This is a genomic window from Pseudomonas sp. URIL14HWK12:I12 (assembly GCF_003097135.1).
Classification (GTDB): Bacteria; Pseudomonadota; Gammaproteobacteria; order Pseudomonadales; family Pseudomonadaceae; genus Aquipseudomonas.
In genome coordinates this window covers 260,265-273,299 of the sequence record NZ_QEQL01000007.1, presented here as the reverse complement: position 1 = coordinate 273,299, position 13,035 = coordinate 260,265, and the positions used below count along the sequence as shown (strand labels likewise).

The 13,035-nt window shown below is 58.9% G+C and carries 14 protein-coding genes; 13 read left to right on the top strand and 1 reads right to left on the bottom strand.

Annotated features, from left to right (window positions below; genetic code table 11):
* Positions 1-22: 22 nt before the first annotated feature.
* Positions 23-1,507 (bottom strand): chromosomal replication initiator protein DnaA, encoded by a 1,485-nt coding sequence (gene dnaA, locus F474_RS20575; protein WP_097087878.1) that lies wholly within the window; start codon positions 1,505-1,507, stop codon positions 23-25.
* A gap of 551 nt (positions 1,508-2,058) precedes the next feature.
* On the opposite strand from dnaA, the gene rpmH reads away from it, so the two are divergent.
* The 13 genes from rpmH to F474_RS20510 all read left to right on the top strand — a co-directional run bounded on the left by rpmH (position 2,059) and on the right by F474_RS20510 (position 13,032).
* Positions 2,059-2,193 (top strand): 50S ribosomal protein L34, encoded by a 135-nt coding sequence (gene rpmH / locus F474_RS20570; protein ID WP_080992799.1) that lies wholly within the window; start codon positions 2,059-2,061, stop codon positions 2,191-2,193.
* Between the two features lie 18 nt (positions 2,194-2,211).
* Positions 2,212-2,616 carry a ribonuclease P protein component gene (gene rnpA / locus F474_RS20565; RefSeq protein ID WP_097087880.1) on the top strand — a complete coding sequence of 135 codons (405 nt, stop codon included), beginning with the start codon at positions 2,212-2,214 and terminating at the stop codon, positions 2,614-2,616.
* Positions 2,609-2,854, top strand: coding sequence for a membrane protein insertion efficiency factor YidD (gene yidD, locus F474_RS20560; RefSeq protein WP_097087883.1), 246 nt, complete (start codon positions 2,609-2,611; stop codon positions 2,852-2,854). The genes rnpA and yidD overlap by 8 nt, the downstream gene beginning before the upstream one ends.
* Positions 2,855-2,856: 2 nt before the next feature.
* Positions 2,857-4,530, top strand: coding sequence for a membrane protein insertase YidC (gene yidC / locus F474_RS20555; RefSeq protein WP_097087885.1), 1,674 nt, complete (start codon positions 2,857-2,859; stop codon positions 4,528-4,530).
* A gap of 82 nt (positions 4,531-4,612) precedes the next feature.
* Complete coding sequence (mnmE, locus tag F474_RS20550) at positions 4,613-5,977, top strand: tRNA uridine-5-carboxymethylaminomethyl(34) synthesis GTPase MnmE (protein WP_097087887.1); 1,365 nt, start codon at positions 4,613-4,615, stop codon at positions 5,975-5,977.
* Positions 5,978-6,428: 451 nt separating this feature from the next.
* Entirely contained in the window at positions 6,429-8,321 is a 1,893-nt protein-coding gene (mnmG, locus tag F474_RS20545; protein ID WP_097087889.1) for a tRNA uridine-5-carboxymethylaminomethyl(34) synthesis enzyme MnmG, read from the top strand.
* 5 nt (positions 8,322-8,326) lie between these two features.
* The gene (gene rsmG, locus F474_RS20540; RefSeq protein WP_371916176.1) at positions 8,327-8,968 is read left to right on the top strand and encodes a 16S rRNA (guanine(527)-N(7))-methyltransferase RsmG; all 642 of its coding nucleotides are present in this window, start codon (positions 8,327-8,329) and stop codon (positions 8,966-8,968) included.
* Between the two features lie 18 nt (positions 8,969-8,986).
* Positions 8,987-9,778 carry a ParA family protein gene (locus F474_RS20535; protein WP_097087894.1) on the top strand — a complete coding sequence of 264 codons (792 nt, stop codon included), beginning with the start codon at positions 8,987-8,989 and terminating at the stop codon, positions 9,776-9,778.
* 9 nt (positions 9,779-9,787) lie between these two features.
* The gene (locus F474_RS20530) at positions 9,788-10,660 is read left to right on the top strand and encodes a ParB/RepB/Spo0J family partition protein (RefSeq protein ID WP_097087897.1); all 873 of its coding nucleotides are present in this window, start codon (positions 9,788-9,790) and stop codon (positions 10,658-10,660) included.
* Positions 10,661-10,808: 148 nt separating this feature from the next.
* Positions 10,809-11,216 (top strand): F0F1 ATP synthase subunit I, encoded by a 408-nt coding sequence (locus F474_RS20525; RefSeq protein ID WP_097087899.1) that lies wholly within the window; start codon positions 10,809-10,811, stop codon positions 11,214-11,216.
* A 16-nt stretch (positions 11,217-11,232) separates the two neighbouring features.
* On the top strand, positions 11,233-12,102 hold the full coding sequence (gene atpB, locus F474_RS20520) for a F0F1 ATP synthase subunit A (RefSeq protein ID WP_097087901.1): 870 nt from the start codon (positions 11,233-11,235) through the stop codon (positions 12,100-12,102).
* 146 nt (positions 12,103-12,248) lie between these two features.
* Entirely contained in the window at positions 12,249-12,506 is a 258-nt protein-coding gene (gene atpE, locus F474_RS20515) for a F0F1 ATP synthase subunit C (protein ID WP_009834415.1), read from the top strand.
* 55 nt (positions 12,507-12,561) lie between these two features.
* Positions 12,562-13,032 (top strand): F0F1 ATP synthase subunit B, encoded by a 471-nt coding sequence (locus F474_RS20510; RefSeq protein WP_097087904.1) that lies wholly within the window; start codon positions 12,562-12,564, stop codon positions 13,030-13,032.
* The last annotated feature ends 3 nt before the right edge of the window (positions 13,033-13,035 follow it).

Sequence of the window (13,035 nt, the reverse complement as noted above, 5' to 3'; positions counted from 1 at the left end):
TAAGGTTTTGCGTGCCGGGGCGTCATGTGGTCAACGTCCGCAGCAGGTTCTTGTAGTCCTCGCGAATGTCCGCGTCAGACTCTTTGAGCTCATTGATCTTTCTGCAGGCGTGCAGAACAGTGGTGTGATCCCGACCGCCAAATACGTCACCGATTTCAGGAAGGCTGTGGTTGGTCAGCTCCTTCGACAGCGCCATGGCAACCTGCCTGGGCCTGGCCACCGACCGCGACCGCCGCTTGGACAGCAAGTCGGAGATCTTGATCTTGTAATACTCGGCAACCGTACGCTGGATGTTATCCACACTCACCAACTTATCCTGGAGTGCCAGCAGGTCTTTCAGCGACTCACGAATCAGCTCGATCGTGATGTCTCGCCCCATGAAGTGAGAGTGCGCGATCACCCGCTTGAGAGCGCCTTCCAGCTCCCGCACATTGGACCTGATCCGCTGGGCGATGAAGAACGCTGCATCATGTGGCAAATCGACTTTTGCCTGGTCGGCCTTTTTCATCAGAATCGCCACGCGGGTCTCAAGCTCGGGGGGCTCCACCGCAACGGTGAGGCCCCAGCCAAAGCGAGATTTGAGACGTTCCTCAAGGCCTTCTATCTCCTTGGGGTAGCGGTCGCTGGTCAGGATGACCTGCTGCCCTCCCTCAAGCAGCGCATTGAAGGTGTGGAAAAACTCTTCCTGGGAGCGCTCTTTGCGGGCAAAAAACTGAATATCGTCGATAAGCAGCGCATCCACGGAACGGTAGAAGCGTTTGAACTCGTTGATCGCATTGAGCTGCAGGGCTTTGACCATGTCGGCGACAAAGCGCTCCGAATGCAGGTACACCACCTTGGCATTGGGATTTTTCTTGAGCAGGTGATTACCCACAGCGTGCATCAAGTGAGTTTTACCCAGGCCAACGCCACCATAGAGGAACAGCGGGTTGTATCCGTGCTTGGGATTGTCGGCGACCTGCCAGGCGGCGGCTCGCGCCAGCTGGTTGGATTTACCTTCGACGAAATTTTCGAAAGTGAAGGTGCGGTTCAGGTAACTGGTGTGCTTCAGCGCACCTTCTACCTGCACGTCACGTTTCTCAGCCTTGCTGGCCGGGGCCTCCTGAGCCTGCACCTCGGGTGGCTGTACAGCGGGCGCCACTTCGCGAGGCGCGGCCGGTTCAACCACAGGCGTAACCGCTGCCGGGGCAGGCGTTTGGGCGGGCACTGCAGCAGAGGCGGCGGGCAAGGGAGCACTGGGCGCCTGGCGGGCAGCCGGGCTGCGACGGCTGCCGATCAACAACGAAACCGCGGGTGCAGCGCCGCCGCTTTTGTCTGCCATTAATTCCAGCAGGCGGCCGAGGTATTTTTCATTCACCCAATCGAGCACGAAACGGTTGGGCGCGTAGACGCGCAGCTCGGCGCCTTCCATCTCCACCTGAAGCGGGCGGATCCAGGTATTGAACAATTGAGCAGGCAGTTCTTCGCGTAGCAGCTCTACGCACTGCTGCCAGATTTCCACTGACACGGACATCCCCTGAGAGAGAAACAGCGAGGGCAGGATCGACCGGCCATTGTACCGGGGTAGCACTCAGTTATCCACATCAGCACGCCGATCCTGCGAACAACGCCTAAAAGACAGCGACTGCCAGTGGAAAATATCCTTTGATAAGCTCTGTGCATAACTACCACCGAGCACAGGGGAGAAGTCCCCCTCGAACCCTGTGCATAAACCGGTCTGTGCATAAACCCTGTAGTTACTCACAGCTCTCACACCGTAAGCCCACCTTCTGGACACGGGTTGTGGGCAACTTTCCATTTCGCTCCAGCGCTCGTCAGCATTGACGTTGCGGGGTTTATCCACAGAAGGGTCGCTCACTAAGCTTAAAAACATCTTCTAAGAAGCTTTATATGCCTTTGTCTTTTTTTACTCATATCTTCGCTGGTCGACCGCCTGTCCGTATAAGGGCAAGGAGAAATTGGTCGGAAATTGACCTGCGTGCGGGCTTTCACTAGAATCGCCGGTCTCTTAAAAACAGGGGCCATCCCGGCCCTGGTTGACGAACCAGGTAACTACCCATGAAACGCACTTTCCAACCCAGCACCATCAAGCGCGCTCGCACCCACGGTTTCCGTGCCCGCATGGCCACCAAGAACGGCCGCACCGTTCTGTCGCGCCGCCGTGCCAAAGGCCGCAAGCGTCTGGCCATCTGATATAGCCGGCACAGGTAGGTGAGTCAGGACTTCAGCCGGGGCAAGCGACTGCTGGTACCCGGGCAATTCAAGGCGGTCTTTGACTCCCCGACCGGCAAGGTTCCGGGGAAGAACCTCCTGATCCTTGCGCGCGACAACGCGCTCGATCACCCACGCCTGGGTTTTGTGATCGGAAAGAAAAGCGTGAAGCTTTCAGTCCACCGCAATCGCCTGAAGCGTGTGATTCGCGAATCATTCCGCCATCACCAGCACCTGTTGGCCGGTTGGGATGTAGTCATCGTGGCCCGCAAAGGCCTGGGCGACACAGAAAACCCTGAGTTGCACCAGCACTTTGGCAAACTCTGGAAACGCCTGGCTCGGCTACGGGCAGCACAGCCTTGCGCTGAAACCGATTCAAAGGGGCAGCACAGTCAAGATGCGTAAACTGGTCCTGCTTCCGATCCAGTTTTACCGTTATGCCATTAGCCCGCTGATGGCCAGCCACTGTCGTTTCTACCCCTCTTGCTCAGCCTATGCCATTGAAGCCATCGAACAGCATGGCGTGTGGCGTGGTGGCTGGATGGCAACCCGACGCTTGTGCCGCTGCCACCCTTGGCATCCGGGCGGTGTCGATCCGGTTCCGCCTTCCTCTCCTTCTCGATCTTCTCCGATAGCCGAGTAATCATGGATATTAAACGCACAATCCTGATGGTCGCCCTGGCAGTCGTCGCCTATACCATGGTCCTGAAATGGAACCAGGATTACGGCCAGGCGCCACTGCCGGACGCCCAGGCCAACCATCAGGCCCAAGTGCCGAGCGATGTGCCACAAGTCCCGTCGGACAACACCACGGTGTCTGATGTCCCCAATACAGCACCTGCGGCGCCGGCCTCCGAACCCGCTTCGGCCACTGCTGCGCTGGTACATGTGCGCACCGATGTGCTGGACCTGGCCATCGACCCCAAAGGGGGTGATGTCGTGCAGCTCACGCTGCCTGAGTACCCACGCCAGCAAGGCCGCCCGGACGTACCATTCCAGTTGTTCGACAACGGCGGCGAGCGCCTCTACGTAGGCCAGAGCGGTCTGATCGGCGCTAATGGCCCTGACGCGCAGGCCTCCGGCCGCCCTCTGTACGCATCAGCGCAAAAGAGCTACCAGCTGGCCGACGGGCAAGAACAACTGACCGTCGACCTCACCTACAGCGCTGCCGGCGTGAACTACATCAAGCGCTTCACTCTCAAGCGCGGCGAATACGACGTGCACGTGAGCTACTTGATCGACAACCAGAGTGCACAGCCCTGGACGGGCAACCTGTTCGCTCAGCTCAAGCGCGACAGCAGTGCTGATCCATCTGCCAGTACCGCCACCAGCACCGCCACCTACCTGGGTGCAGCGGTATGGACTCCGTCGGAGCCCTACAAGAAAGTGGCGATGAAGGACATCGACAAGGGCAGCTTCAAGGAGACTGTTCAGGGAGGCTGGGTGGCCTGGCTGCAGCACTACTTCGTAACTGCCTGGATCCCCGCCAAGGATCAGAGCAACGTGGTGTCTACACGCAAGGACAGCCAAGGCAACTACATTGTCGGCTTCACCGGGTCCACCATTACTGCAGCACCGGGCGCAAAAGCCGAAGCTGACGTGACCCTGTACGCAGGCCCGAAGGTCCAGGACAAACTGAAGGCACTCTCGCCAGGCCTCGAACTGACGGTCGACTACGGTTTCCTCTGGTTCATCGCCCAACCGATCTTCTGGCTGCTTAAACATATCCACAGCCTGCTGGGCAACTGGGGCTGGTCGATCATCTGCCTGACCATTCTGATCAAGATGCTGTTCTTCCCACTCTCGGCAGCGAGCTATCGGTCGATGGCGCGCATGCGTGCCGTAGCGCCGCGCCTTGCTGCGTTGAAGGAACAGTTCGGCGACGACCGCCAGAAAATGTCCCAGGCCATGATGGAGCTCTACAAGAAAGAGCGTATCAACCCGTTAGGTGGCTGCCTGCCGATCGTAGTGCAGATGCCGGTATTCCTGGCTTTGTATTGGGTGCTGCTGGAAAGTGTCGAAGTCCGTCAGCAGCCCTGGATGTTCTGGATCAGTGACCTGTCGATCAAAGACCCGTTCTTCATTCTGCCGATCATCATGGGTGCCACCATGTTCATCCAGCAGCGGTTGAACCCGGCCCCGCCGGATCCGATGCAGGCCAAGGTCATGAAGCTGATGCCTATCATCTTCACTGCGTTCTTCCTGATGTTCCCGGCAGGCCTTGTGCTGTACTGGATCACCAACAACACGCTGTCGATTCTGCAGCAGTGGGTGATCACTCGTAACATCGAGGCGAAGAGCAAGAAAGCCGAAGCCTGATAGCGGCTGACGCTGTGGACAAAACGCCCCTTTACCCAGGGGCGTTTTGCTATCTGACATTTATTTTGTGGAGGTGCCGGCTGTGAATAAAGACACCATTGCCGCAGTCGCCACTGCCCAGGGCAGGGCGGGCGTTGGGATCGTGAGGGTCTCGGGGCCGTTGGCGCTGCAGGTCGCGCGCCTGGTTGCTCATTCTGACCCTAAGCCCCGCCATGCCCACTACGGCCCCCTCAAAGACGCGCAAGGCACTGTGATCGACCAAGGCCTGGCGCTTTATTTCCCGGGGCCGCATTCGTTTACAGGCGAGGATGTGCTGGAGTTGCAAGGGCACGGTGGCCCGGTAGTACTGGACCTGCTGCTCAATGCCTGCATTCGGGCAGGTTGCCGCCTGGCACGGCCAGGTGAGTTCAGTGAGCGTGCCTTTCTCAACGACAAGCTCGACCTGGCACAAGCCGAGGCAATCGCCGACCTGATCGAGGCGAGCTCGGAGCAAGCTGCGCGCAATGCGCTGCGTTCGCTCCAAGGTGAATTTTCGCGCCAGGTGCATGCATTGGTCGAAAAACTGATCGCGTTGCGCATCTACGTGGAGGCAGCGATAGATTTTCCAGAGGAGGAGATCGATTTTCTCGCCGATGGCCATGTGCTGAGCCAGCTTGAATCGGTTAGAGGCCAACTGGCACAAGTTGTACAGCAAGCGGCCCAAGGTGCATTACTGCGCGACGGCATGACCGTGGTGATCGCCGGGCGGCCCAACGCGGGGAAATCCAGCCTGCTCAACCTGTTGGCAGGCAAGGAAGCCGCCATCGTTACCGATATCGCCGGTACCACGCGAGACGTATTGCGCGAACATATCCACATCGACGGAATGCCGTTACATGTGATCGATACCGCCGGCCTGCGTGATACACAAGACCAGGTGGAGAAGATCGGCGTACAACGTGCGCTCGATGCCATCGCGGGAGCAGACCGTGTGTTGTTGGTCGTGGATTCCAGCGCGCCGGAAGCGGCCAACCCCTTTGCGCTCTGGCCTGAATTCCTGGACCAGGCTCCGCCCATGAGCAAGGTAACCCTCATACGTAACAAGGCGGACCTCTCCGGGGAGGCAGTACAGGCCGGCGTGGACGCCGATGGGCATACGACCCTCAGCCTAAGCGCCAATGGCCCCGGAGAAGGCCTACAGCTTCTCAGGGAACACCTCAAAGCCGTCATGGGTTATGAGCAGACCGCCGAAAGCGGCTTCAGCGCTCGCCGCCGTCACCTTGACGCATTGAACCGTGCGGGTGAGCAGCTTGAGCATGGCCATCGGCAACTCACTATCGCCGGTGCAGGCGAGCTGCTTGCCGAAGATTTGCGGCTCGCCCAGCAAGCGCTGGGGGAGATCACTGGCGCGTTCACCTCGGACGACCTCCTGGGGCGGATATTCACCAGCTTCTGCATCGGAAAATAACTCATCCCCACTTTTCAACAGCCGGCGTACTGCCGGCTTTTTTATGCCCGGTCTGGGCTAAGGTCTGTGGAAAACTCCACCTAAGGGGTATTGATAAGCACAGGGATAACCCTGAGGAAAACCCTGGCTGTGCGTAAGTGTCGATTTATGCACAGCCTATTCAAGGATGTCCAGAGGGCTCTGATGGGGATAAGCACAGTGTTTATTTTCTGTGTAACGCATACAAGTCGGTGCCTACAGAGATCTATCCACAGATAGGGGAGGCACTATACATAAACATAAAAACAAAGCTTTTATACATTTCTTCTTTTTATCTCTTTCTACTGATCGCCTGAAAACCGTTCGTCCACATCTGGCTATTTTTTGCTCAACAGCTTCATTCCGGAGGTCGCTTTCCCTATACTGCGCGGCTATCCCTATTTCCCATCTACTAACAGGCACGAGGTGCGTGGTGGATTTCCCTTCCCGTTTTGAAGTGATCGTCATCGGTGGCGGCCATGCCGGAACCGAGGCAGCACTGGCGTCGGCACGCATGGGCGCAAAAACCCTGTTGCTGACCCACAACGTGGAAACGCTTGGCCAGATGAGCTGCAATCCCGCAATTGGCGGGATCGGCAAAAGCCACTTGGTCAAGGAAATCGATGCGCTCGGTGGTGCAATGGCGTTGGCCACCGACAAGGGCGGCATCCAGTTTCGTGTTCTGAACAACCGAAAAGGGCCGGCAGTGCGCGCCACCCGTGCACAGGCGGATCGGATTCTCTACAAGGCTGCAGTACGCGAAATCCTGGAGAACCAGCCCAACCTGTGGATATTCCAGCAAGCATGCGATGACCTGATCGTCGAGCAGGACCAGGTCAAAGGCGTAGTGACGCAGATGGGCCTGCGCTTCCAGGCCGACGCGGTAGTCCTGACCACCGGTACGTTCCTTGGCGGGCTTATCCACATCGGAATGGAAAACTACTCTGGCGGTCGCGCCGGTGATCCGCCTTCGATCGCGCTGGCGCGCCGGCTTCGTGAATTACCGTTACGCGTAGGGCGGTTGAAAACCGGCACACCACCGCGGATCGACGGCAAGTCAGTGGATTTTTCGGTGATGACCGAACAACCCGGCGATACTCCGATCCCGGTCATGTCGTTCATGGGCAACGCGCAGATGCACCCACGGCAGGTGAGCTGCTGGATAACCCATACCAATGCGCGCACTCATGAAATCATCGCGGCAAACCTCGATCGTTCGCCTATGTATTCAGGCGTGATCGAGGGCGTAGGGCCGCGTTACTGCCCGTCGATCGAAGACAAGATCCACCGGTTCGCCGACAAGGAAAGCCATCAGGTATTCATCGAGCCGGAGGGGCTGACGACCCACGAGCTCTATCCCAACGGTATTTCCACCTCGTTACCTTTCGACGTGCAATTACAGGTAGTTCGTTCGATCCGCGGTATGGAAAATGCCCACATCATGCGGCCCGGCTACGCCATCGAGTACGACTACTTCGACCCGCGCGACCTGAAATACAGCTTGGAAACCAAAGTCATCGGCGGCCTTTTTTTCGCTGGCCAAATCAACGGCACCACTGGTTACGAAGAAGCCGGAGCGCAGGGTTTGCTTGCGGGTACCAATGCGGCCTTGCGCGCCAAGGGGCACGACAGCTGGTGCCCACGCCGGGACGAGGCCTACATCGGCGTATTGGTAGACGACCTGATAACACTCGGTACGCAAGAGCCCTATCGGATGTTCACCTCTCGCGCCGAGTACCGTTTGATCCTGCGCGAAGACAACGCTGATCTGCGCTTGACCGAACAAGGTCGCAAGCTGGGCCTGGTGGACGACGAACGCTGGGCGGCATTCAGCGCCAAGCGCGAAGCGATCGAGCTGGAGGAGCAGCGCCTGCGCAGCACCTGGGTTCGCCCCAATACCCCAGTGGGCGACGCGATCAGCGAGCGCTTCGGCACGCCGCTGGCTCACGAGTACAACCTGCTGGCATTGCTCACCCGGCCGGAAATTGACTACACCGCGCTGGCGCAGGTGACTCAAGGGCCTGAAATTGATCCACAGGTGGCCGAGCAGGTCGAAATCCGGACCAAATATGCTGGCTATATCGATCGCCAACAGGAAGAGATCGACCGTCTACGCGCCAGTGAAAATACGCGTTTGCCTGTGGATATCGATTATCTGACTATCTCCGGCCTTTCCCGGGAGATTCAGGGCAAGCTCGATAAGGCACGGCCTGAGACCTTGGGCCAAGCCTCGCGGATCCCGGGGGTGACACCGGCGGCCGTAAGCCTGTTGATGATTCACCTGAAAAAACGCGGCGCGGGCCGTGAGCTGGAGCACAGCGCGTGAGTGAAGTGGTGAATGGCAGGCACGCCGAAGAGTTGTCCACAGGTGCTCGGGCCTTGGGCATCGAGTTATCTGAAACCCAACGGGCCGGGCTGCTCGCCTACCTGGGGTTGCTGATCAAATGGAACAAGGCCTACAACCTGACTGCCGTGCGCGACCCGGACGAGATGGTGTCGCGGCATTTGCTCGACAGCTTGAGCATCCTGCCTTGGATTGACTCGCGCGCAGAGCGTTGGCTGGACGTAGGCAGCGGCGGCGGAATGCCTGGCATACCCCTGGCGATCATGTTTCCCGACAAGCAGATCACTACGCTCGACAGCAATGGCAAAAAGACCCGTTTTCAGACCCAGGTGAAGCTGGAGCTGGGCCTTGCCAACCTGCAGGTTGTCCACAGCCGTGTGGAGCAGCACCGCCCGGCCGAACCCTATCAGGGGATTGTCTCGCGCGCATTCAGCAGCCTGGCCGACTTCACGGGCTGGACTCGGCACTTGGGCGATATCCACACCCAGTGGCTTGCAATGAAAGGTCTGCATCCCGCCGATGAACTGGTAGCATTACCGCCGGATTTCGAAATGCAGAGCGAGCGGGCGCTGGCGGTCCCGGGTTGCCAGGGCCAACGCCATCTGCTGATACTGCGCCGCACGGCATGATTGGGAACACGGGCAACAATGGCTAAGGTATTCGCGATCGCGAACCAGAAAGGGGGTGTGGGTAAAACCACGACCTGCATCAACCTCGCAGCATCGCTGGTGGCGACCCGTCGCCGTGTGCTGTTGATCGACCTCGACCCCCAGGGTAATGCGACCATGGGCAGCGGTGTGGATAAGCACGCCCTCGAGCATTCGGTTTACGATGTGCTGATTGGCGAATGCGACCTCGCGCAGGCCATGCATTTCTCCGAGCACGGTGGTTACCAACTGTTGCCCGCCAACCGTGATCTCACCGCCGCCGAGGTGGTGTTGCTTGAAATGCAGATGAAAGAGAGCCGCCTGCGCACGGCGCTGGCACCGATCCGGGAAAACTACGATTACATCCTCATCGACTGCCCGCCGTCGCTTTCCATGCTTACGCTCAACGCGCTGGTGGCTTCCGACGGGGTGATTATCCCAATGCAGTGTGAGTATTACGCGCTGGAAGGCCTGAGCGACCTTGTGGATAACATCAAGCGCATCGGCACGTTGCTCAACCCTCAGTTGAAGATCGAAGGCCTGTTGAGGACCATGTATGATCCGCGCCTGAGCCTGATCAACGACGTATCGGCCCAGCTCCAGGAACATTTTGGCGATCAGTTGTACGACACGGTGATTCCTCGCAATGTGCGGCTGGCCGAGGCACCGAGCTTCGGTATGCCCGCACTGAGCTACGACAAACAGTCCCGCGGGGCGCAAGCCTATCTGGAACTGGCCAACGAACTGGTTCGCCGGCAGCGCCGCAAGGCCCGCGCCGCTACCGCCCTGTAAGGAATCACCATGGCTGTCAAGAAACGAGGGCTCGGCCGCGGGCTCGACGCACTGCTCAGTGGCCCCACCGCGACTGCGCTGGAGGAACAGGCGGCCTCCGTCGATCAGAACGAGCTGCAGCACCTGCCGCTGGACCTCATTCAGCGCGGCAAGTACCAGCCCCGCCGCGACATGGACCCGCAGGCCCTCGAGGAGCTCTCGCTGTCGATCAAGAGCCAAGGGGTGATGCAGCCCATCGTCGTGCGCCCGATTGGCCAGAACCGTTACGAGATCATTGCAGGGGAGCGGCGTTGGCGCGCCAGCCAGCAAGCTGGGCTGGACACCATCCCTGCAATGGTGCGCGAGGTGCCTGACGAGGCTGCCATCGCTATGGCGTTGATCGAGAACATTCAACGCGAAGACCTGAACCCCGTTGAGGAAGCCATCGCGCTGCAACGTCTACAACAAGAGTTTCAACTGACCCAGCAGCAGGTGGCCGATGCTGTGGGTAAGTCTCGAGTCAGTGTGGCGAATCTGATGCGCCTGATCGCATTGCCCGATGTCATCAAAACCATGCTTTCGCACGGCGACCTCGAAATGGGGCATGCCAGGGCGCTGCTCGGGCTGCCTGACGACCAGCAGGTCGAAGGGGCGCGACACGTTGTCGCACGGGGGCTGACCGTACGCCAGACCGAAGCCCTCGTTCGGCAGTGGCTCAATGGTAAGCCGGCCCCCGCGGAACCTGCCAAAGCCGACCCGGATATCGCGCGACTCGAACAGCGCCTGGCTGAGCGTTTAGGCTCTGCGGTGCAGATTCGCCATGGGCAGAAAGGCAAGGGCCAGTTGGTTATCCGTTACAACTCCCTGGATGAACTTCAGGGTGTTCTCGCGCACATTCGTTGAAACATATCTGATGCGGGCGCCCAGTCGGAAATGGCCCTGCGGCAGTTGAACGGGGGCTGAACCCCCCCTATACTCTGCGCGCATTTTGCCGGCACATTTTATGCCAAGTCCTTGATTCAGGGCACGCCGGCCAGGAGGAGCCAATTCGATGGAAACCCGCACGCCAAACCGCTTGCCTTTCCACCGTTGGCCAGTTTTCCCGGTTCTTCTTGCGCAAATGTTGGTTTCGTTGGCTGCCGCCGGTGTACTGTGGCGGGCCAACGGAGCGGTCAGCGGTTACTCCGGCCTGATTGGCGGCGTGATCGCTTGGCTACCGAATGTATATTTTGCTTATAAGGCGTTCAGGTATTCCGGCGCCAGGGCAGCCCAGGCCATCGTGCGGTCGTTCTACGCTGGCGAGGCGGGCAAATTGATTCTAACGGCAGTGCTGTTCGCACTGGCGTTCGCGGGGGTAAAGCCACTGGCGCCGTTGGCGCTGTTTGGCTGCTTTCTGCTGGCTCAGTCGGTCAGCTGGTTTGCGCCCCTGCTCATGAAAACAAGATTTTCGAGACCTTAGGGCGTTTGAGGCAACCATGGCAGCAGAAACCGCATCGGGCTATATACAGCACCACTTGCAGAACCTGACCTTCGGGAAACTTCCTGACGGCACCTGGGGCTTGGCGCATTCGGCCGCCGAAGCCAAGGCAATGGGCTTCTGGGCATTTCACGTCGACACCCTTGGCTGGTCGGTAGCACTGGGCCTGCTGTTCGTGCTGCTGTTTCGTATGGCTGCGCGCAAGGCGACTTCCGGCCAGCCGAGCGGCCTGCAGAATTTCGTTGAAGTGCTGGTCGAGTTCGTCGACACCAGCGTCAAGGACAGCTTCCATGGCCGCAGTGCCGTGATTGCCCCTCTGGCCCTGACGATCTTCGCCTGGGTATTCCTGATGAACGCCATCGACCTGATCCCGGTCGACTGGATTCCTCAGGTTGCCGCCAAGCTTTCCGGTAATCACGAAATCGCCTTCCGTGCCGTTTCCACCACCGACCCGAACGCCACTCTGGGCATGGCGCTGTCCGTGTTCGCCCTGATCATTTTCTACAGCATCAAGATCAAGGGTATCGGCGGCTTCCTGGGCGAGCTGACCCTTCACCCCTTCAGCAGCAAGAACATCGTGGTTCAGATCATCCTGATCCCGGTCAACTTCCTGCTCGAGTTCGTGACCCTGATCGCCAAGCCGGTTTCCCTGGCGCTGCGACTGTTCGGCAACATGTACGCCGGCGAGCTGGTGTTCATCCTCATTGCTGTGATGTTCGGCAGTGGCATCCTGTGGCTCAGCGGCCTGGGTATTGCACTGCAGTGGGCGTGGGCCGTGTTCCACATCCTGATCATCACGCTGCAAGCGTTCATCTTCATGATGCTGACCATCGTCTATCTGTCGATGGCTCACGAAGATAACCACTAAGGCTCGTCTGGCGCGTCTTATGTACCGCTTCCGCCTCCTGAGGTGGAAGCAGGGGCCGCGCCCCGGCATGGCCCTGTAACGACTTTGCTTTACCGTTAAAAACCTAAGAAACCTAACCAATACGACGTAAAAAGTCGGGAGGAAAGATGGAAACTGTAGTTGGTCTGACCGCTATCGCTGTTGCTCTGCTGATCGGCCTGGGCGCTCTGGGTACCGCTATCGGCTTCGGCCTGCTGGGCGGCAAGTTCCTGGAAGGCGCTGCTCGCCAACCGGAAATGGTCCCGATGCTGCAAGTCAAAATGTTCATCGTCGCCGGCCTGCTCGACGCCGTGACCATGATCGGTGTTGGTATCGCCCTGTTCTTCACCTTCGCAAACCCCTTCGTCGCTCAAGTCGCCGGCTAATCACTCGTTTTCGAGTGACCGGATGTGATGGACAAAGAACGAGCGAGGTGTTGGCGTGAACATTAATGCAACCCTGATAGGCCAGTCCGTTGCGTTCTTCATTTTTGTGTGGTTCTGCATGAAGTGCGTATGGCCTCCGGTCATCGCGGCATTGCAGGAACGCCAGAAGAAGATCGCCGATGGTCTGGATGCTGCCAGCCGTGCTGCTCGCGACCTGGAGCTGGCCCAAGATAAAGTGGGTCAGCAACTGCGCGAAGCGAAGGCTCAGGCTAGCGAAATCATCGAGCAGGCAAAGAAAAGCGGCAACCAGATCGTCGAGGAAGCTCGCGAGCAGGCTCGTGTCGAAGCCGACCGTCTGAAAGCTCAGGCGGCTGCTGAGATCGAGCAGGAGATCAACGGCGTCAAGGACGCCCTGCGTGCACAAGTTGGCAGCCTGGCTGTCGTTGGCGCGGAGAAGATCCTGGGTGCTTCGATCGATCAAAACGCACACGCGGATCTGGTCAATAAATTGGCCGCAGAGATCTAAGCG

What these genes read in the sequence shown, in the direction of transcription:
- rpmH (WP_080992799.1), top strand. Translation starts at nt 2,059, where the DNA reads ATGAAACGCACTTTCCAACCCAGCACCATCAAGCGCGCTCGCACCCAC.
- yidD (WP_097087883.1), top strand. Translation starts at nt 2,609, where the DNA reads ATGCGTAAACTGGTCCTGCTTCCGATCCAGTTTTACCGTTATGCCATT.
- yidC (WP_097087885.1), top strand. Translation starts at nt 2,857, where the DNA reads ATGGATATTAAACGCACAATCCTGATGGTCGCCCTGGCAGTCGTCGCC.
- F474_RS20535 (WP_097087894.1), top strand. Translation starts at nt 8,987, where the DNA reads ATGGCTAAGGTATTCGCGATCGCGAACCAGAAAGGGGGTGTGGGTAAA.
- F474_RS20530 (WP_097087897.1), top strand. Translation starts at nt 9,788, where the DNA reads ATGGCTGTCAAGAAACGAGGGCTCGGCCGCGGGCTCGACGCACTGCTC.
- F474_RS20525 (WP_097087899.1), top strand. Translation starts at nt 10,809, where the DNA reads ATGGAAACCCGCACGCCAAACCGCTTGCCTTTCCACCGTTGGCCAGTT.
- atpB (WP_097087901.1), top strand. Translation starts at nt 11,233, where the DNA reads ATGGCAGCAGAAACCGCATCGGGCTATATACAGCACCACTTGCAGAAC.
- atpE (WP_009834415.1), top strand. Translation starts at nt 12,249, where the DNA reads ATGGAAACTGTAGTTGGTCTGACCGCTATCGCTGTTGCTCTGCTGATC.